We start from the raw sequence: 18,913 nt of genomic DNA on the forward strand, positions 1-18,913 counted from the left end.
ATGCTTCCCAGGTCCTTGCGCATTTTGACCTCCAATGAGGCAAAACAGAGCAACCGTGTCTGCGGAGCTGCCGGGGTTGCGGTGGATGGGTTGCGGTGAAAAGGACATGACCGACGATCCCGATGAAGAACTGGTCAAGCAAGTTGCGGCGGGCGATCAGGCTGCGATGCGGACCATGGTGGCGCGCAAGCTGCCGCGATTTCTGGCGCTTGCCAATCGCATGCTCGCTGACCCGGCGGAGGCGGAGGATGTGGCGCAGGAAACCTTTCTGCGCATCTGGAAACATGCGGGAGGTTGGCGACAAGGCCGTGCCCGCTTCGATACCTGGGCGCACCGCGTGGCAATCAACCTTTGCTACGACCGGCTGCGCAAGCGGCGTGACGTGCTGATGGCCGAGCCGCCGGATCGGATGGACGACGCGCCTCTGCCGGATGCCGGACTGACAGGAGGAGAAGCAGATAGCCAGCGGGTCAATGCGGCCTTGCAGGCGCTCGCCCCCCGGCAACGGGAAGCAATCGTCCTGGTTTACTACCAGGACATGTCGAACCTGGAGGCAGCCAGTGTGATGCAGATCAGCGTCGATGCGCTGGAAAGCCTTTTGGCGCGTGGACGACGTTCGTTGCAGAAGACGCTGAACGGAGATGGGAATGAGTGACGACAGCAAGCAAGGCATGGATGCAGAGCGGTTTCGCGTGCTCGTTGAAGCCTATGGCGGCGATCGCAAACGCTGGCCCGAAGACCGGCGCGGTGCGGCTGAGATTTTTGCCGCAACCGAAGCCGGTCGCGCCATGGTGGAGGAGGCTTCCCGCCTGGATGCGTTTCTCGCCCTGTCAGCCCCACCGTCTCCGTCCGCCGCCCTGACGGGCCGCATCCTGCAATCGGCAGACAAGCGCGTCACACTGCGCCGCAGGCTGCATCGCTGGCTGGTCGGCGCGGGGCTTCTCGGCGTCGGCCTTGCGGGTGGCCTGACCGGTGCGCTGGCGGTTGCAATAGTTGCACCGCCCACCCAGATCCCGATGACTGATACCGCGACGGCGTTTGGCAATATCATGACCGAAGGCGAGATTGCTCAGGAGATACGATGACGGAACACGGTTTCAAGCGGCTGGCCATCGGCCTTCTGGTGCTCAACACCTTCCTGATCTGCGCCCTCGCTGGTGCGGGTTTTTTCTATCTTTATGACAATGCCACGGTCCCGCCTTCGCGTCTGCCGCTGGCGGGCGAGCAGCTTCCATCAAAATTGCGCGGTGAGTTTCAGAAGGCCCTGAACAATGCGCGCCGTGATGTGCGCTCCACCGGACTTGAAGCGCGCCAAGCGCGTGTCGAGGCCGCCGCCCTGATGGGCAAGCCGGATCTCGACGGTGTGGCGCTGGCCGATGCGCTGAAACGCGCCCGCGAGGCCGAATATGCGGTGCGGGCCGCCACCGAGCAGAAGGCGATCGATTTTGTAGCCACCCTGTCGGTCGATGAACGACGCCGTCTGGCGGACGGATTGATCCAGCGGGAGGCACCCCGGCCTGCCACGAAATGATCATATTTCAAAAGCGACGGATTTGAACCTATAGCGACGTTGAAAGGCCGATGATGAAACGGAGTTCATATCGGCCATGTCCAATTCCAACGATGTCGATGCCGCATTGGCGCTCTGGCGCTTCGGCCTTGGCGCTGCGGATGGCGGGATCACCGCCATCAAGGATGCCCCCCGCGATCTTTTGAAGGAAGAGATCACAGAGCGTGCTGTGCCAACGCCCGTCGGCGCGCAATTGCGCTCCAGTTCCGATCTGCTGGTGGCGCTTTACGAATACCAAAAACAGGTCAAAGCCGAACGCGACAAGCAACCCGCAGCCGGTGCAATGGCTGGCGCGGCCATGGCTGGCGCGAATGCGATGCAAGGCGCAGGCGGCCCGCCCCAAGCTGCCGGCATGCAAGGCAATGCTATGCAGGGCAATGGCATGCAGGCGGGTGCCATGCCGCCCCAGTCCATGGACAAAAAGCCGGATATGCCGGTTTCCAAGCGTCCCTATTTTCCGCAGCAGATCCTGCTTGCGGAAGCTGATGCCCGTTTCAATGGAACGATCCACCAACCGTTGATCGGCTTTGGCGAACGGCTGGCGATGTTCTGGGCCAACCATTTTTCGGTGGCGATCAGCAAGGGTGGCGAAGTGCATATTCTGGCCGGAGCTTTCGAGCGGGAGGCCATCCGTCCCCATGTCTTTGGGAGGTTCGAAGACATGCTGCTGGCGGTCGAAACCCATCCGGCCATGCTGGTTTTCCTCGATAACCAGCAATCGATCGGCCCTACCTCGCCCGCCAACAAGAATGGCAAGCGGGGCCTGAATGAGAATCTTGCCCGCGAAATCATGGAACTGCACACGCTCGGCGTCGATGGCGGCTATAATCAGGCAGATGTGACGTCGCTGGCGCGGATCATTACCGGCTGGACATTCTACCGCGATGAAAAACGCCCAGGCCCACAGGGCAAATTCATCTTTAACGCCAATGCCCATGAACCGGGCGACCACACGGTGATGGGCATGACCTATGCCGAGGGCAATGTGGAACAGGGCCGCACCGCCTTGCGCGATCTCGCTCGCCACCCGGCGACCGCCAGACATATCGCAATGAAACTTGTCCGCTATTTCGTCGCCGACCAGCCGCCACCGGCCCTGGTGACGAAACTGGCCGCCGCCTATACCAAGTCACAGGGCGATCTCTCGGCTGTCTATAATGCCCTTGTCGATGCCGACGAAGCCTGGAACCCGACGCTGACAAAAATGCGCATGCCACAGGATTATGTGGCGGCGATGCTACGCAGCAGCGGGATCAGGCCGAAGCCGGAGCAGATCATTTCCATGCTGAACGCGCTTGGTCAGCCACTGTGGAACCCCCCCGGTCCCAACGGTTTTTCCGACGTTACCGATGCCTGGGCATCGTCGGAATCGCTGGCGACCCGCATCGATGCGGCAAATCTCTTTGCCCATCAGATCCAGGGCCAAGTCGACCCCCGTGCCTTTGCCGGTGACCGGCTGGGACCACTTCTCACCGCCGATACATTGCAGGCGATTTCCCGGGCCGAAACCCGACCGCAGGGCTTGTCGATTGCTTTCCTTTCCCCCGAATTTCAGAGGCGCTGAACCATGCTGTGCGAAAACCTCTCCCCCACCCGCCGCGCCGTTCTCGGCACATCCGGCGCCTTGTTTGCCTGGGCCTTCATGCCCCGCTTTGCCCATGCGGCTGGCGGACGCGATCCCCGCTTCGTCACCATCATCCTGCGCGGCGCGCTGGATGGGCTGACCGCCGTTCCGCCGATCGGCGATCCCGATTATGAGGGCCTGCGCCAGTCGATTGCGCTGAGGCTCGATGGAGACAAGCCGGTGCTGCCGCTCGACGGCTTTTTCGGATTGCATCCCTCGATGCCGAATTTCCAACGCCTGTTCCGCGCCAATCAGGCCGCCGTGGTGCATGCCAGTGCCACCGCCTATCGTGAGCGCTCGCATTTCGACGGACAGGATGTGCTGGAATCCGGTTTTCCGACGCCAGGCCATGTCGAAACCGGCTGGATGAACCGACTTCTGGAGGGATTGCCAGCCGGTGACAAGATCGCTCCCGGTGCGGCGGAACGGGTGCAAGGCCTTTCCGTTGGGGCAACCGCACCCCTCGTCATTCGCGGCAAGGCACCGGTGCTCGGCTGGGCGCCGTCCGTGCTCCGACCCGCTGACGGCGATCTCGCGCCGCGCCTGATGGATCTTTATGGCCGTACGGACCCGATGCTCTCGAAGCTTCTGATTGAAGGCATCCAGACCGGCAAGATCGCCTCCGGCCTCGACATGAAGTCGAAAGGTGGCCCCGGCGATCCGAACGGCATGGAGCAGATGGCCCGAGGCGCTGCCCGGTTGCTGGCACAACCGGATGGCCCGCGTGTCGCAGCACTTGCCTTCGAGGGTTGGGACACCCACGCACAGGAAATTGACCGGCTGGCAAAGCTTCTGGCTGGCCTCGACAAGTCTATTGCCGCTTTCGAACAGGAACTTGGACCCGCATGGAAGGATACGGCAATCATCGTTGCAACGGAGTTCGGTCGCACGGCACGGATCAACGGCACTGACGGAACCGACCACGGCACCGGCACGACCGCCTTCCTCGCTGGCGGTGCCGTGCGGGGTGGCCGCGTCATCACCGACTGGCCGGGGCTGAAGCAGAACCAGCTGTTCGAAGGCCGGGATCTCGCCGCCACCACCGACATCCGCGCCGTCATCAAAGGCATGGCGGTCGATCTTCTTGGTGCCAGTGCCGGTCATCTGGCCAGTGTTGTGTTTCCAGGTTCGGAAAGTGTTCAGCCCATGAAGGGCTTAATCGTCTAACGCCAGAGATGTCAGGCACGAGGGTGTGGCAGGAACCCCATGACGTTTTGATAGGAGGATTCATTTTCAATGAATCTTCCTAGTCCCCATTGCGTCATCAAAACAACGGCTCACCAATTTAAATATTGAATGTTCAATCCGTTGGCGTCGAATTTCTTTCTTTTCCTGGAGGAACTATTAATGGCAAACGCCCGTGTCGCCCGCATTAAAATCGGCAGATCATCAAAGCTGTCCGTGTAGGCCGCAGTCCATCTGCCGCTAAATCCAATACCGCCAAGCGCTATGCATTTTCGTTCATGGCGACAATGATCGCTGAGAACCCAGCCACCGAGAACGTGGTGTAATCCCGATCCAACCACCTGAATACGACTGTCGATGCACGCTGCAAGCGGCGCAGCTATCCACAGCGGCGCTCCGGTTGCGACGGCCACCCGACTGCCTTGGTTCAAATAATGCCGAAGCTCGGCCAGGCCTTTATCATGCCAGGCTAGCCTTGGCTGTTTGCCTGCGTTAACCCTGTCGGCAAAACGGGCGAAAGAGGCCTTCAAGGCATGTTCGGAAAGTCCGAACGTGGTGATCCAGAGAAAGACCGAGGTTCCCCAACGCCGCAGCGGCGGAAACACAATCAATGGACCGGCGAAAGGCAATGCCAATGCCGCCAGCACAAAGCGCCAGCCAGATCCCCGCACCCGCTCCAAAATCCAGGCGGCCGTTGAATCCCAGTTGAGCAATGTTTCATCAAGATCGAAAACAGCAGACTCGATGTCTTGCATCAGGATGCATTACCTCATTGTTGATCTGTCGGCCTTGATGGCCGATGCAGTATTCCTCCCGTGGTAAGGCTCTCGAAAACCACCGGTCAGGTCGATATCGGTTGTGTATGTCCGATCTCGGGTAGCGCTGGCATCGACTTGCCCAAAATCCACAGCGTTAGTGGCTTGGGCAGAATATGGGCCAGCCGGATTAACCAGCGCATCGTGAAAGGGAACAGATAATCCGCCTTCTCATTCCTTAGCGCATACAGGATGTGGTCAACGGCCTTGTCCGCCGAAATCTCAAGGGGCGCTGGCATCCCATCAGCAGCTGTTGCCTCAGTGGCGACAAACCCCGGATAAACGGTGGTGAACTTGATGCCATAGCGGGCAAATTCGATGCGGCAGGTGTCAATGAGCAGCATCGCCGCTCCCTTGGCTGCTGAATAAGGGCCTTGAAGCGGCACGCCGAGAAACCCGGCTAACGAATTGGTATGGGCGACATAGCCGCCGCCCTGTTTCATCATCTGTTTCAAAACCGGGAAGAGGTAGTTGACCACGACATCGTAATTCAAACGCATGCAGGCATTGACGTCACTGGCGCTCATCAGCCGCATATCCAGGGCCGGAGCACCCCCTGCATTCAGATAGATCATGTCGATCCGGCCATAGTGATCGATCACCGTTTTCACCACATCGGCGGCGGCCGCCGCATCGGTTGCATCAGCCGCGATGGCGAGGCAATCACCACCGGCGCTACGGATATCCTCGGCCAGTTCGATGAGCATCGGCTCGCGCCGCGCCGTAACGATCACCCTGGCACCCTCGCCTGCAAGCCGCAGGGCAAGCACTCGCCCCATGCCGGAGGAAGCGCCGACGATCAAAATAATTTTTCCTGAAAAATGCATGATTGATCTCCTGCCTGATGACTGCATCATTCCTTAAATCGGCTTCAGCTTGGGAAATTACGCCATCGCGCGACGCTGTTGCGCCCAACCGCGATAGTGATCCGCCATCGTCTGCTCGAATGGCCGGTAGACAATGCCCAACTCAGATTGGCTGCGCCTGTTATCGAGAGCAAAGCGAATGCCGAGATGGTTCGTCATATATGCCTGCGTCAGGCCAAACAGTGGCCCGATCAACCGGACCACCAGATTGGGGATCTGCCAGGAGGGCAAAAGATAGGGCTTGGGGTGAACCCGGCGTGCGTAACCGGCGATTTCCAGGAAGGTTCTGGTACGGTTTTCCGCGAGAATATAACGCCCTTTTGCGTCAGGGTTCAGCGCCGCCCGGATATGCGCCTGCGCCACGTCGCGAACATCCACACATGCGAGACTGAGATCCGGCATGCCGTAGAAAAAATATCCCTTGAACATCTCGTCGAGCAGAAAAAGCGAGCCGGATTCAGAAGCAGGCGTCAAGGAAGGGCCGAGGATCATGCCGGGATTGATGGTGGTCAGGCTCCATCGGCTTTGCTCACCCTGGATTCTCCAGGCTTCCTTTTCCGCCAAAACCTTGGAATAGTGGTATGGATTGTTTTGAACATTGCTCGACGTATTGAAATACTCCTCGGCAACCGTGTTATTCTTCATCGACCGAACATCGATGTAATCGCCAAAAATTGCGCCGATCGTCGATGTCATCACCACACGCCGGACGCTTTCGGTTCTGTTGACGCTGCCAAGAACATTGCGGGTGCCTTGAAGGGCTGGCTCCACCATTTCGCGCTGTCCATCCTTGATTTTTTCCGGCAGCTTGAAAGGCGATGCGACATGAAAAATAGTTGAACAGCCAGCCATTGCCGCATCAAAAGAACCAGGGATAAGAAGATCAGCCTCATAGAGCGTCAACTTCCCCGGAAAGCGGGCCTGCATATCGGTCAACGGCTTGATCTTAGCCACATTGCGCAGGCTTCTGACCGTGGCATGCACAGTGGCATCCATTTCAAGAAGTTGAAGAATGAGATGGCTGGCAACGAATCCGCTCCCGCCCGTGACGAGCATGGTCTCTTGCATTCTGAACCCCTGTTTTTCTTATGGGAATGATCGTAACAGATGGAAGAAACGGTTCGAAATATGCGGATACCGGCTTGGCCTTAGCTGATCAAAAAATGACCGCAAAAGACCCGCCCCAGATCGTGCTTTGTCACAAAACAAATAGGCGGCGCCACGTGGGCGCCGTGATTAATACCAGGGTTCGATGAGATTTACCGCGTCGGTCGGACCCCAGCATTTCTGAGGTCGGTAATCGTAGGGTAACCATTGACAGCCATGAGAAGATCGGCTTCCGCCAACATGCAACGTAAATGGTGTATGACGCCTTCGGTGCCACCAGCCGCCAGCGCATAAGCGTAGGAACGGCCAATACCCACAGCCGCCGCCCCCATCGCCAGCGCTTTGGCGACATCGGTACCGCTTCGGACACCCGAATCGAACAGGACGGGGATGTCCGGGACTGCTCGAATAACATCGTCCAGCATCGAAATCGCCGCAATTCCGCCATTGGCCTGCCGCCCGCCATGGTTGGAACATTGGATTGCGTCAATGCCGGCATCGGCCGCGCGGCGCGCATCATCCGGGTGGCAAATTCCCTTCAGGACGATGGGCAGGCGGGTCGCCTCTCGGATCCATTTCAGATCCTCCCAGGTCATGATGTGGCCGAATATATTCACCCACTCGAAGATCGCCGCAGCCGGATCCTCCGCAACAGGCTTCTTCAGCCGTTTGGTAAAATAGGGATCACTGACATAATTGGCAAGGCAAAGACCCCGTAGCTGCGGAAAGTTGGCGGAGTTCAGGTCGCGCGGCCGCCAGCCTGTCACCCAGGTATCCAGTGTCACGACCAGGGCTTCAAATCCGGCGCTTTGCGCCCGCGAAATGAAACTCAAGGCAAGATCACGGTCGCGGGGCGTATAGAGTTGGAAGTAACCGGGCGCATCACCGAGTGCTTTGGCAACCTCTTCCATCGGATCTTGCGATAGCGTCGAAGCCATCATCGGCACACCGGTTTTCGCGGCAGCTTCGGCCACACGCAGATCACCATGATTGTCGGCCGAGCAAAGGCCAATCACACCGATAGGACTTAGAAAGACGGGAGCCGGCAATGTCCTGCCGAACAGAGGAACGCTCATGTCACGCTTTGCCGCGCCGTTGCACATGCGCGGAACGATGCCATAGCCGTTGAATGCCTCGACATTATTGCGCTGGGTAAATTCGTCTCCACAGCCACCGGAAACATAACTCCAGACGGAGGGTGACATCGCCTCTCTCGCCTGTGTCTCCAAACTGGCGAAATCCACTGGCAAGAGTGGCATCTTGCCGCTCAACCCGGCAAGATAGATCTCATTTTGAAAGTCTCCAAAATTTTGCTGCACCAATTTCTCCTCCCATTGGTACTGGTATTGGGGCAATGGTATCGGGGCGCGACATGACAGCGGCTTATGCGCCTGATGATGACAGGCGATGTCGCGCTTTAGTCAGTATCCAGCCTTCATGATCGATCTTTCTCCGCGAAGATGCCGGTCTGCGGCCTCCTTCTGATCTTTTTTCAGACGCCCATTGGCAATGAACCTGATCAGCCACGGGATCTGCTTGACCTTGACCGTGGCACTTTGCGCAAGAATGAAACACTCAGCGCATTTTTCCAGGATCTCGATATTGAGCAGCAGGCGCTCTAGCCCCATGCCAAAGCACAGCGCCATGTCATCTAGGCAATAGGCATTGGCGCCGTTCGACAAGGCCTTTGTCGGGTCATCAGTCGAGCACATGCCCAAACGTTTTGCCTCAAGGCCGAGGTGACGGATCTGCTCATCGAACACCGCCGGCAGGGAAAGGTCGAGGCGCGCCAGTGCTGATGTCCAGGTCAAGCCGCCGGAGGCTATGGCTCCCACATCCGGCCGTGCCTGATAGACGCGGTGATGCAAGTCCCCCGGTATCGCGGACAGGCCCGGTGTCGCGGAAAGACTTGTCCATTCGAATTCATCGGGCACGTCCTGTCCGGAGTTGATCTGGACACTCACAAAGGCATTTTGTTCGGGAATACGCTGCGACAGCACATCACCCGGCTTGAGAAGCCCTTTTCCCGTAAGGCGTGCCGCCGCCCGGCCAAGAGCCTCTTCGATATAGGCATTATTGACTTTCATAAGCATGTCACACCAAACGGAAAACGGTTTCAAAACGCTCAAGGGCATCGTCGATCACCTCATCGGTGTCCGCCATGCTCGTATAGATGCGGCTACCCGCCAGGGTCAGGATGCCGTGCGCCATATAGGCTGCACCCATCTCTTCCATCAGGTGTTTACGGGGATTGGCCTCGCGCATCAGCTTGATCGGGTTGCGCATGCTCATCAACAGCACAGCGGACGTTTGGAGATGAACGATGGAGCCCATATTATAGACCACATAGGGAAGGCCGAGCCGGTTGAGGATCTCCTTCAACCCCTTGGCCAGACGGTCGCCAGCTCGTCCGGCAACAACCGGCGCATTGGTGCGCGCCATCTCCTCGATCGCATAGTAACCAGCAACGCAAGACAGCGGATTGGCCGAAAGCGTGCCGCCGACAAAGGCGCGCTTACTCGAGGTGCCGATACCCCCGACCAGCGTCATCATGATGTCCTTGCGACCGCCGATCCCGCCAGCCATCAGATAACCCCCGGTGAGGCACTTGCCGAACACGGTAATATCAGGCGTCACGTTGAAATAGCCTTGCGCACCACCCATGCCGACACGAAAACCGGTGACTACTTCGTCGAAGATCAGCAAAGCGCCGAATTCGTCGCAGAGTTTACGAACTTCGCGGTTGTATTCGGGCGTCACAGGCCGCGTGCCGCTTTCCGGCCCCAGAGGCTCAAGAATAACCGCTGCCGTGCCACCGCGAATACGGTTCAGCATCAGCTTGCGCCGGAGCGTGCCAATCTCATTGGGGAAGACTTCCTGAGTATAACCCGTGACACCTTTCGGAATGCCCGTTGCTTCGCGCCGACCGGTACCGGGCACACGCATGCCGTAGACCATCTGGTCGCTCCAGCCATGATAGTCGCCGCCAACCTTGATCACCCATTTCTTGCCGGTGTGAGCACGGGCCAGACGGATGGCCCCCATGCAGGCTTCCGTGCCGGAGCCGAGCATGCGGAACATTTCAATGCCCGGCATATATTTGCGGATAATCTCGGCCAGCTTGAATTCGTATTCGTGAAGGAGGCCCGTCACCGGACCGCATTCATCGATCAGTTGATGCACTTTTTCGCGCACCGGCAGATAGTTGGAGCCGAGCAATGTCGGTCCGCCCGCCTGCAGAAAATCGGTATAGCGATTGCCGTCCGCATCCCACATATAGGCGCCATCGACTTTGGTGGCCGCAATGGGAAACGGATAATTGAAGGCGAGGTTATGCTGGACCCCGCCCGGAATGACCTCCGCCGCCCGTGCGGCCCAGGCCTTGGAGGTCTGACATTTCTGTTCGAAATAATCGAGCACCTTCGGCATATTGGCCTTGGAAATGCCTTTGGGCGGTTGCTTCAGCAGGGCATTCAGCCGGTCCATGAGATCTTTGTTATCCGGCCAGGCACTGATGCTGTAGGAAAGTTCCGAGTTACGAGCTGCCATGTTCATTTCAAGCTCCCTTGGTCTCAGCCTTGTCCAGAACGTTCAGAATGAACGCCTGGAGTTGCCGATCCAGATTGACGTGTTTGTTGATGCGTTCGCGCAGATGGGCGGCGGCAGCGGCTTCGATCTTGCGGATCATGCCCGCAGCGGTTTTGAGATCGGCCCCCGCGCAGATGACGCCGTGACTGGCCAGAAGATATGCAAAGATGTCGGGCCGCAGGGACTTCGCAAAAATCTTTGCCAGCATTCCCGTGCCCGACGGCCTATAGGGAATAAGCGCGACGTGGGGACCCAGTGCCCCAAGATCGCTTCCCCTTGGCCAGGGCAGGATTTCATGCAGCAGGGCGACAGCGCTTGCGATAGGCTGGTGGGTATGAACACTGGCATGACGGTTAGGATGCATAAGGAGCATCCTGGCATGCAGTCCTTTTTCAATGGTCGGCGTCTTGTCACCCTCGACTATGTCAAGGGTCTCGATATCGAGGATCACCACGTCTTTCGCCTCGACCGTGTAGTAGTCGGAGGCCGAGGGGGTAACCGCCATCAATTTTCTGTCGACGCGGACGCCGATATTGCCGCCGGTTCCGGCAAAATAGCCATTATCCGCGAAATAGCGGCACATATCGGCAATCTCCTGCCGCTGGGCCATGAATTTAGCCATGAATCTTGCCCTTTGATCCGTTTAGACGTTTGTAAAGCGGCGCCAGGCGCCGATGGAGTTCCGTGAAGATACCGAAGCGCTCGTCGTAGAGCCGCTGCGTTGCCGGATCAGGATCGTAAACCCTGTCGATCACCACATGCCGCGCGACCTCGTCGAACTGGATGAGGCCGAGCCCCACAGCGCCGATGAAGGCCGCACCGCGTGCATTGGCTTTCATCGGATCATGCGGCTGGCGGATCTGGACGCCCAGAACATCCGCGAAGATCTGGCACCAGGCGGGCGACATCGCACCGCCGCCGATCATGGTGATTACCTCAGGCTTGCGGCCAAGAAAACGCGAGACCGGCTTCATCATCCACCGCGTATTGAGCGCCACGCCTTCGAAGACCGCCCTCACCAGTGTCTCGCGGTTATGCTCCATGCTCATGTTGAAGATCCCGGCCCGAAGGGTCGGGTCATCCACCGGGCAGCGTTCACCGAAAAGCCACGGCAGGTACATCATGCCAGCCGCTCCGGCAGGTGTGCGGGCGGCAATCTCATCGAGAAGCCTGTAGGTATCCGGGGTTGGTTCGGAATCGATTAGGCCATCGTCATGGAAGACAATGCGGTCCTTCAGGAAGGCGATATTGCTCGCCCCGCTCGATTGCATGGCGATCATCAGGTATTTCGACGAAACCGGACAAGGAACCGATGTGATCTGGTCCATCACACTGGTTTTCTTGAAAGGCACATGCGCAGAGATCCAGGACGATGACCCCATGTAGAGATGGGCGTCATAATCGGCCAGCGTTCCAGCGCCGATGGCGGCGGCTGAATTGTCGATGGCACCGGCAACGACCGGTGTTTTTGGCGACAGGCCCAACAGATCTGCGACGGAAGGCAATAGGGTTCCAACGATATCCGTACACCTGACGAGATCGGGGAATTTCGCCTTGTCGATGCCGCTGGCACCGATCAACCCGTCGTCATAGCGGATATGGTTGACATCGCGGTTGTCTGTCACCCAGGAGGTGAGAATGGAATCCTGCGTAGCGCAAAACCGGCCCGTCAGGCGCAGATTGAAGAAATCGAGAACGTTGAGAAACTTGTAGGTCTTCTCGTAGATATCAGGAAAAGCATCGCGGATCAGCAGCATGTGGCCCGCTGGGTCCTTGCCGGACAGAGCCGGGGCACCGCCACATAGCCTCAACCACTTCTGCAACTTGATCGCGTCATAGCCTGCGACCTTCATTGCACCGCGCATTTCCTTCTTCAGGTAGCGGGCACCGCGCATGTCGAGCCAGATAATCGCGTTCATCAGCACATTGCCATCACGGTCAACGGCAACAGTCCCCTCGCCTTGGGTAGATGAGCAGATCGCGACGATGTTTTCACGCAAAGCAGCACTCTGGCTGAGCACGTCCTGGCTTGCCTCTATGAAGGCATTCCACCACTGCGAGGGGTCCTGCTCTGCCCCGATCGTATCGATTACCTGGAGCGGCACCGACCGGAATGCCCAGGCAACCACGTGTCCGGTAATCGACACCAATCCGACTTTGCAGCCACTGGTGCCAAGATCGATCGATAAAACATATTGGTCAGACTTGGCCATCTATCGCCGTGCATGCAGCCTGGATAGCTTCCAGGTCGCTCCCCATTTTTATTGGATATTGCACCTATAATAGGGGAAAAACCCGCCATTTGCGTAGCGGTGAAGCTGTCCTTTGAGGGGTCTTTACCGGTCAAATAGGCGATAGATCCGCACGAAGCGCGCCAGGCGTGGTGCCAGTCCAACGGCGGAAAGCTCGCCGGAAATTATGAGGGTCCGAAAATCCGACCGCAAATGCGATCTGCTCGACAGACATGTTCCTGTTGCCCAACAGTTCGAGCGTGCGGTTCTTGCGAAGATCATCCAGAAGCGATTGGAAGGAAACCCCGCTCTCGGCAAGTCTGCGACGCAAGGTGCGCTCGCTCATGCCAAGCGCACGGGCCACCTTGGAAATATGCGTGCGGCTGTGCAGCTTCTGTCGCAGGACCCTTTCGACGGATTCGATGATTTCAGCCGCCTCGCGGCTTCGGGCGCGGTTATAGGCCATGAATTCAAGAAGCTGGCGATGGCTAAGAGGATCGGATGTCAGCAGCGGTTGCTTGTACCAGGCGGCATCATAGATGAAGGCGTTTTCCATCTGGCCAAATCGGACCGGACAGCCGAAAACCCGTTGATATGCTTCCGTATGCGCTGGCGCAGGGTAAGCAAAGTCGACCCGGACCGGCTTGAAACTCTCCCCGACAAGGCCGTGGGCGACCCCCATGAAACTGGCAAAAGCCTCTTCCACCAGGAAAACATAGATGTCGGGATCGTGAAAACGGCTCGCCGCCGTGACGACGACACCCTCCGGACTTTCCTTTGTGTCGAATTCCAGCATGCTGCCGGTATCTTTTTGCAGATCAAGGCCAAGCTTGACCGCGTCACCCACAGTCGCTGCTGTCACCATCACATAACCGACCAGGCCCACAGAGGTAATCTTTTCGCGAATCCCGGTCTCCAATCCAAGCGCCTTGCCCTTGGTCATTTTCATGGCCCGCAGGATCGCCTCACGTCCCTGGCGAAAAGAAACCCGACAGGCTGGGTCGGCAAGATCCTCCATGGGAATGCCAAGACCAGCCGTTAATCGCGAGGCGTCGAGACCGAAATCCGTGAGCGTCATCACGAGGCTGCGAATGAGAAACGCCGGGATATTGGCAGTCACGTAACGCGCATCGACTGTCTTCATCAGACCCCCCTTATGACTTAACCTTCACGTCCATTTCTGCTGCGACAGCCATGTCGGCATCCTGCTCCATTCTCCTCCAACAGAGCCGGTTATGACCGGAAATATCAGGGATTATGCGGCATTTGCCCCAACCGTACAATATTCCTCCGCATACTGTTGTCCATTCGGGCCGAGTATATCCGCTGCGCGGAGCATGAGATACAAAGACACCTCCATGACGACAGTCAATGCCAGGGAGGTCTTGGGAGATAGATTGGCCGGAGATGACACCACAGTGTCCCCGAACTCCCTTGTGGTGCAGTGTCGTCCTCCTATTCTGAACTTCACCGCGCTCTTTAAGGGCCGGACAATAATAACAGGCGGAACAATGGGTATGCGAAAAGCTGCCCGGCCTCTATGGGGACCAACCTCTCCGGGGGCGCACTTCTCTGGGAGAATGACGATGCTTTTGTGGATACTCGGCTTGAGTGCTGCCTATGCGGTCGCGCTGAATGGGACAATGGTCATGCCCGTCGTCGTTCTATCGATGAGCAAACTGACGGGCTATAACGAAGCAATGGCGACAATCGTCGCCAGCGCAGAACTCGCGGGCATTGCGTTTTATGGAATATTCTTACCCAAACTGGCGCTCAGATCATGGAAAGCAGTGGCGATTGGCGGCATTGTCGCGGTCATGGCCGGCGAAGCGCTGAGTTTCTGGCTTCAAAACCCTTACAGCCTTGCCTCCGCAAGATTTGCGACCGGACTTGGCGAGGGCGCCTTGTTCAGCCTGGTTTCGATGAGCCTTGCCTCGCTTGCCAATGCCGAAAGATACTGGGGCGCGCTTAGCCTGATTGGCGGAACCGCCATGGGGTTGCTGCTCTTCGTGGTATCACTCGTGCCACCGGAAGAAGCGGGAGCGCCTGTCTTTCTCATGTTGGGCGCGTTTACCGCCATCATGGCGCCGCTCCTGGTCTTCGTTGCCAGGCGCTCGTCCCGGCTGCCTGTGGCAAGCCGTCACACCAAACTCAACAATGGGAAAATGCTGCTTGCAATGATGGTTGTATTTCTCGTTTATGGGGTGCAGGCGGCGCAATGGGCAGTCTGCGGTTATGTGGGGGAAAAAGTGGGGCTGAGCAATGGTGAAGTTGGCTTCTATCTCGCCCTATCATCGCTGGTGGGCTTCCTGGGAGCGATCATTCCTTCTTTCACCTATGACAAGGCCAAAAGACTGCCCGCCGTGCTGCTGGGTTTCCTGATCATGGCGATGTCGATCTATTTCCTGTTCACCATGCTAACACCCCTGATTTTCGTCATGACCCAGGTTCTGGTCAATATCGGTTTCTATATCGTGACTCCGTTTATCACAGGTATACTGACCGAAAACGACCCCGACGGGTCAGTGATGTCACGAACCTTAGTGGTTGCCGTCGTGGGGGGCACGGTGGGAACCGCAATTGCCGGGCCAATCTTTGAAGGCTACGATTCGAGCCTCTTCGCCTGGTCCTGTCTCTTGCCCCTGGCAATCGCGGCGATCTTTGCAGCAATCATCTTTGGCCATCTCCACCGTAGCTTTCCAGCGACTGTCGTCAATAAATAGCGGAGTGAAACTTGTTCGATATGGCCATTGAAACTCTCCAGTCTATTCTGGAACGCCAGCGTCAATCCTTCCAGCATGACAGTTATCCGTCACTATCCTTGCGTCGGGACCGCCTTAACCGGATCGGCCGATTGCTGAAGGAGAACCGGCAAGCGCTGTGCGATGTGGTTTCGCGGGATTTTGGTCATAGGTCCGATCATGAAACGGTGCAGTTGGAGATTGCTCCGCTCATGGGGGCGCTTCGCCATACACGGTCTCATCTACGCCGATGGATGAAACGCGAACGCCGTGGACGCTCGATTGAGTTTCTCCAGCTTGCAAACTGGGTTCAATACCAGCCGCTCGGTGTGATTGGTATTATGGTGCCGTGGAACTATCCGCTTCTACTGGCTCTTGGGCCGCTGATTGACATTTTGGCTGCCGGAAACCGGGCGATCATCAAGCCATCGGAATTACTGCCGGAAACATCGGCTCTTCTTTCCAAGCTTGTCGAGGCTTACTTCGCCCCGGAGGAGGTTGCCGTTATCCAAGGAGGGGTGGAGATTGCCGCAGCCTTTTCTGCCCTGCCGTTCGATCATCTGATTTTCACCGGCTCAACGGCGGTGGGTCGCAAGGTTATGGCGTCAGCAGCTGCTAACCTGACACCGCTCACCCTGGAACTGGGTGGCAAGTCGCCCGCACTCATCGCCCCGGATTATCCCATTGCCGATGCTGCCCGTGACATCGCCTTTGGGAAGCTGATGAACGCGGGCCAGACTTGCATTGCACCTGACTATGTTCTGGTCGAGAAATCAAAACTTGGAGACCTTGCATCCGCCCTGATCTCTCAGGCAGAGGCTTTTTATCCACGACAGGCGGGACCACAACATGCGGGACCACAACACGCAGGGCAAGAACAGTATTCAAGCCTTGTCGGCGCTCGAGCGCATGAACGCTTGCTCAAAGGCCTTGAGGAATGCCGCGCCCGTGGGGCCAAACTCATCACTGCTGATATCGCCATGCCCTCTCAAGGGCGCGTGATCGCACCCACGCTGGTAATCGACCCGCCTGTGGATTGCTTGCTGATGGAGGAAGAAATTTTCGGGCCAATCCTGCCCCTGATTCCCTATGAGGATTTTGACACAGCGTTGAAATTTGTCCGCGAGCGCCCGCGCCCTCTGGCGCTCTATATCTTCACTGGAAACCGGGCGACCGAGAAAAAAGCATTGACGAACACGATTTCCGGCAATGTCACGATCAATGGGACGCTTCTGCATATCGCACAAAACGACCTGCCGTTTGGGGGTATCGGGCCAAGCGGCATGGGGGCCTATCACGGACATGAGGGCTTCAAGCGTTTTTCCCATGCCCGCGGCATTGCAAAAGTCCGTCTTTTCAATCCTGCACGCCTCGCCATGCCTCCTTACGGGCGCTTGGCACAATTGCTGGCCAGGTTCATGACGCGCGACTAATATGAAGGGTCATTTTCCATAATTTTTCGTGTCGTGCCGGTGAATGTATGGTCCACTGCGGCAGACGTCTGCGTAAGCTATCGGTTTCCTTGAAGACGGATCATGACCTTGCCGCGTCATTGGTTGGAGCAAGCGTCTGAACCCAATACCAGACAAGCAGCATCGTCCTGCCCGTTAGGTAAGACTTGGCCTCATATGACACCAATATGACCAGGTTTTCCCTTGATGGAAACGAGGTCCAATTTATCGTGGTTAAATTGGGGAACCGCCATATGCTGAGCAATTTCAGTTCGCTTTGACGAGGGAGAAAGCAACGAATTACCGGTCTTTGATATGTTGCAGTTCGGCCATCCCTCCGCTGGAGGAAGCGACCTGTTTAAAGACATGAATCGAGACAGGCACCGAATGAATAGCACCCTAAACAATACCCGGGGGTGATCGATACTGAGAATGCAGGAAAGCATCAAACCGAAAACTGGGAAAATAATTTCGGGAACTCGATGTCGTCGATGCTACATAAAAAAAGGGAACGAAATGAGCAGTCAATATTCTTGGCGAGCGCCTCAATTTGCGCTGGCAATATGGGTGGGCGCACTATCGTTTGCGCCTTGCGTTGCAATCGCGGGCGGCTTCAGCAGAGGTGAGGCCGACACTGATATTCTGTTTACGGATGGAAACTATAGTTTACGCACCGGAGCAATATATGTCTCACCAAGCCGCTCATTTTCAACCCTGAACGGCGCACGTGCTTCTGATAAAGCCTATTCGGATGAGTTTTGGATACCAAGCGTCGCCGTCAAGGCAACGCTTGGTTCCGGTATCGCCTGCGCTTTGACATATACGCAACCATTTGGCGCATCTGCAACGTATGGAAGCCAGGCGCAGAACGCCGAATATACCACAGCTTCGAGCCAGGGATTGGCACTCGTTAATCCCACTTCAAAAATGCAGTTTTCGACGGATGAATACGGTGCGACCTGCGATGTGCGGGTCGACGCAGGGCCGGGCCGCTTTTACATGATCGGCGGCGTCTTTCTGGAAAGTTTCGAATACAAGGAAAACACCCTTTACGGTAACATTCGGCTGAAGGATGACGGTGCGTTAGGCTACCGAGTGGGCGCCGCTTACGACATTCCCGAATATGCCATGCGCTTCCAGCTCATGTACCGGTCGCAAGTCTCGCATGATGCGGAAGGGACATTCACGCCCTCAGCGCTGGCCGCCGCCGCCGGTGTGACAGACACTGCACCTGCTAACGGAACCGGAACCCTACCGCAGTCGATCAAGCTCTCTGCCCAGACCGGCGTCGCGCCGGGTTGGCTGGTTTACGGTTCCTTGACCTGGACAGACTGGAGCGTTCTTCAAAACTTCAGATATGACGTCACCGGGCTTGGCACAAGCAACAAGGCCTTCAACTACAAGGACGGCTACACGGTGCAGATTGGTGTTGGTCATGAATTTACAGAAAAACTGTCTGGAACCGTCAATGTGACCTGGGATGAAGGCGTAGGGACAGGAGCAGACATTACGACCGATACATGGTCGCTTGGACTAGGCGCCGAGTACAAAACCAAATTCGGTAAATTCGATCTCGGAACCTCCGTCTCTTACCTCACTGCCGGTTCACAGAGCGTCAGCGCCGGAGCGACTTATGACGCAACCGCCAAGCATGATTGGGCGGTCGCCGTTGGATTGGGGTATCTGATCGAATTCTGAGCATGTCAATGGTCGCTTGGAATAAAACCCAAGTCTA

The 18,913-nt window shown here is 57.3% G+C and carries 17 protein-coding genes; 8 read left to right on the forward strand and 9 right to left on the reverse strand.

All coding sequences use genetic code 11. From position 1 onward, the window contains the following. The first annotated feature begins 106 nt into the window (after positions 1 to 106). The 5 genes from IEI95_RS06030 (at position 107) to IEI95_RS06050 (ending at position 4,361) form a co-directional block, all read left to right on the forward strand. The gene (locus IEI95_RS06030) at positions 107 to 655 is read left to right on the forward strand and encodes an RNA polymerase sigma factor (protein ID WP_156532063.1); all 549 of its coding nucleotides are present in this window, start codon (positions 107 to 109) and stop codon (positions 653 to 655) included. Continuing rightward, complete coding sequence (locus tag IEI95_RS06035; protein ID WP_156532062.1) at positions 648 to 1,085, forward strand: hypothetical protein; 438 nt, start codon at positions 648 to 650, stop codon at positions 1,083 to 1,085. Before IEI95_RS06030 ends, IEI95_RS06035 begins: the two co-directional genes overlap by 8 nt. Further along, a complete protein-coding gene (locus tag IEI95_RS06040; RefSeq protein ID WP_156532061.1) occupies positions 1,082 to 1,531 on the forward strand; it encodes a periplasmic heavy metal sensor in 450 nt (149 codons plus the stop codon). Before IEI95_RS06035 ends, IEI95_RS06040 begins: the two co-directional genes overlap by 4 nt. Positions 1,532 to 1,607: 76 nt before the next feature. Further along, positions 1,608 to 3,134: a DUF1800 domain-containing protein gene (locus tag IEI95_RS06045; RefSeq protein WP_156532060.1), complete on the forward strand. Its 1,527-nt coding sequence runs from the start codon at positions 1,608 to 1,610 to the stop codon at positions 3,132 to 3,134. A 3-nt stretch (positions 3,135 to 3,137) separates the two neighbouring features. Continuing rightward, on the forward strand, positions 3,138 to 4,361 hold the full coding sequence (locus IEI95_RS06050; RefSeq protein ID WP_156532059.1) for a DUF1501 domain-containing protein: 1,224 nt from the start codon (positions 3,138 to 3,140) through the stop codon (positions 4,359 to 4,361). Between the two features lie 110 nt (positions 4,362 to 4,471). On the opposite strand, the gene IEI95_RS06055 is transcribed toward IEI95_RS06050, so the two are convergent. The 9 genes from IEI95_RS06055 to IEI95_RS06095 all read right to left on the reverse strand — a co-directional run bounded on the left by IEI95_RS06055 (position 4,472) and on the right by IEI95_RS06095 (position 14,130). Next, complete coding sequence (locus IEI95_RS06055) at positions 4,472 to 5,134, reverse strand: HAD family hydrolase (RefSeq protein WP_156532058.1); 663 nt, start codon at positions 5,132 to 5,134, stop codon at positions 4,472 to 4,474. A gap of 86 nt (positions 5,135 to 5,220) precedes the next feature. Next, the gene (locus IEI95_RS06060) at positions 5,221 to 6,021 is read right to left on the reverse strand and encodes an SDR family NAD(P)-dependent oxidoreductase (RefSeq protein ID WP_234890936.1); all 801 of its coding nucleotides are present in this window, start codon (positions 6,019 to 6,021) and stop codon (positions 5,221 to 5,223) included. A gap of 57 nt (positions 6,022 to 6,078) precedes the next feature. Then, positions 6,079 to 7,128, reverse strand: a complete 1,050-nt coding sequence (locus IEI95_RS06065) for an NAD-dependent epimerase/dehydratase family protein (RefSeq protein ID WP_194416155.1) — start codon at positions 7,126 to 7,128, stop codon at positions 6,079 to 6,081. A gap of 191 nt (positions 7,129 to 7,319) precedes the next feature. After that, positions 7,320 to 8,486, reverse strand: coding sequence for an alpha-hydroxy-acid oxidizing protein (locus IEI95_RS06070; RefSeq protein WP_204166261.1), 1,167 nt, complete (start codon positions 8,484 to 8,486; stop codon positions 7,320 to 7,322). A 102-nt stretch (positions 8,487 to 8,588) separates the two neighbouring features. Further along, positions 8,589 to 9,254 (reverse strand): hypothetical protein, encoded by a 666-nt coding sequence (locus IEI95_RS06075; RefSeq protein WP_194416156.1) that lies wholly within the window; start codon positions 9,252 to 9,254, stop codon positions 8,589 to 8,591. Positions 9,255 to 9,261: 7 nt separating this feature from the next. Then, on the reverse strand, positions 9,262 to 10,722 hold the full coding sequence (locus tag IEI95_RS06080; protein ID WP_156537343.1) for an aspartate aminotransferase family protein: 1,461 nt from the start codon (positions 10,720 to 10,722) through the stop codon (positions 9,262 to 9,264). Position 10,723: 1 nt separating this feature from the next. Beyond that, positions 10,724 to 11,377, reverse strand: coding sequence for a class II aldolase/adducin family protein (locus IEI95_RS06085; RefSeq protein WP_071206902.1), 654 nt, complete (start codon positions 11,375 to 11,377; stop codon positions 10,724 to 10,726). Continuing rightward, positions 11,370 to 12,968, reverse strand: a complete 1,599-nt coding sequence (locus IEI95_RS06090) for a xylulokinase (protein ID WP_156537344.1) — start codon at positions 12,966 to 12,968, stop codon at positions 11,370 to 11,372. The genes IEI95_RS06085 and IEI95_RS06090 overlap by 8 nt, the downstream gene beginning before the upstream one ends. A gap of 130 nt (positions 12,969 to 13,098) precedes the next feature. Further along, positions 13,099 to 14,130, reverse strand: coding sequence for an AraC family transcriptional regulator (locus tag IEI95_RS06095; RefSeq protein ID WP_156532051.1), 1,032 nt, complete (start codon positions 14,128 to 14,130; stop codon positions 13,099 to 13,101). Positions 14,131 to 14,566: 436 nt separating this feature from the next. Here IEI95_RS06095 and IEI95_RS06100 point away from each other — a divergent pair, with 436 nt between their 5' ends. From IEI95_RS06100 to IEI95_RS06110, 3 genes are all read left to right on the forward strand, one after another. Further along, positions 14,567 to 15,709, forward strand: coding sequence for an MFS transporter (locus IEI95_RS06100; RefSeq protein ID WP_156532167.1), 1,143 nt, complete (start codon positions 14,567 to 14,569; stop codon positions 15,707 to 15,709). A 20-nt stretch (positions 15,710 to 15,729) separates the two neighbouring features. After that, a complete protein-coding gene (locus IEI95_RS06105) occupies positions 15,730 to 17,160 on the forward strand; it encodes a coniferyl aldehyde dehydrogenase (RefSeq protein WP_234890934.1) in 1,431 nt (476 codons plus the stop codon). 450 nt (positions 17,161 to 17,610) lie between these two features. Continuing rightward, entirely contained in the window at positions 17,611 to 18,876 is a 1,266-nt protein-coding gene (locus IEI95_RS06110) for an OmpP1/FadL family transporter (RefSeq protein WP_234890933.1), read from the forward strand. Positions 18,877 to 18,913: the final 37 nt, after the last annotated feature.

It is taken from the genome of Agrobacterium vitis (assembly GCF_014926405.1).
Taxonomy (GTDB): Bacteria; Pseudomonadota; Alphaproteobacteria; order Rhizobiales; family Rhizobiaceae; genus Allorhizobium; species Allorhizobium vitis_H.

Bases quoted from the DNA above. Each gene is read 5' to 3' on its own strand.
- IEI95_RS06055 (WP_156532058.1), bottom strand. From the start codon at position 5,134: ATGCAAGACATCGAGTCTGCTGTTTTCGATCTTGATGAAACATTGCTC.
- IEI95_RS06060 (WP_234890936.1), bottom strand. From the start codon at position 6,021: ATGCATTTTTCAGGAAAAATTATTTTGATCGTCGGCGCTTCCTCCGGC.
- IEI95_RS06090 (WP_156537344.1), bottom strand. From the start codon at position 12,968: ATGGCCAAGTCTGACCAATATGTTTTATCGATCGATCTTGGCACCAGT.
- IEI95_RS06040 (WP_156532061.1), top strand. From the start codon at position 1,082: ATGACGGAACACGGTTTCAAGCGGCTGGCCATCGGCCTTCTGGTGCTC.
- IEI95_RS06030 (WP_156532063.1), top strand. From the start codon at position 107: ATGACCGACGATCCCGATGAAGAACTGGTCAAGCAAGTTGCGGCGGGC.
- IEI95_RS06105 (WP_234890934.1), top strand. From the start codon at position 15,730: ATGGCCATTGAAACTCTCCAGTCTATTCTGGAACGCCAGCGTCAATCC.
- IEI95_RS06050 (WP_156532059.1), top strand. From the start codon at position 3,138: ATGCTGTGCGAAAACCTCTCCCCCACCCGCCGCGCCGTTCTCGGCACA.
- IEI95_RS06075 (WP_194416156.1), bottom strand. From the start codon at position 9,254: ATGAAAGTCAATAATGCCTATATCGAAGAGGCTCTTGGCCGGGCGGCG.
- IEI95_RS06080 (WP_156537343.1), bottom strand. From the start codon at position 10,722: ATGAACATGGCAGCTCGTAACTCGGAACTTTCCTACAGCATCAGTGCC.
- IEI95_RS06035 (WP_156532062.1), top strand. From the start codon at position 648: ATGAGTGACGACAGCAAGCAAGGCATGGATGCAGAGCGGTTTCGCGTG.
- IEI95_RS06045 (WP_156532060.1), top strand. From the start codon at position 1,608: ATGTCCAATTCCAACGATGTCGATGCCGCATTGGCGCTCTGGCGCTTC.
- IEI95_RS06095 (WP_156532051.1), bottom strand. From the start codon at position 14,130: ATGAAGACAGTCGATGCGCGTTACGTGACTGCCAATATCCCGGCGTTT.
- IEI95_RS06110 (WP_234890933.1), top strand. From the start codon at position 17,611: ATGCAGGAAAGCATCAAACCGAAAACTGGGAAAATAATTTCGGGAACT.
- IEI95_RS06100 (WP_156532167.1), top strand. From the start codon at position 14,567: ATGACGATGCTTTTGTGGATACTCGGCTTGAGTGCTGCCTATGCGGTC.
- IEI95_RS06085 (WP_071206902.1), bottom strand. From the start codon at position 11,377: ATGGCTAAATTCATGGCCCAGCGGCAGGAGATTGCCGATATGTGCCGC.
- IEI95_RS06065 (WP_194416155.1), bottom strand. From the start codon at position 7,128: ATGCAAGAGACCATGCTCGTCACGGGCGGGAGCGGATTCGTTGCCAGC.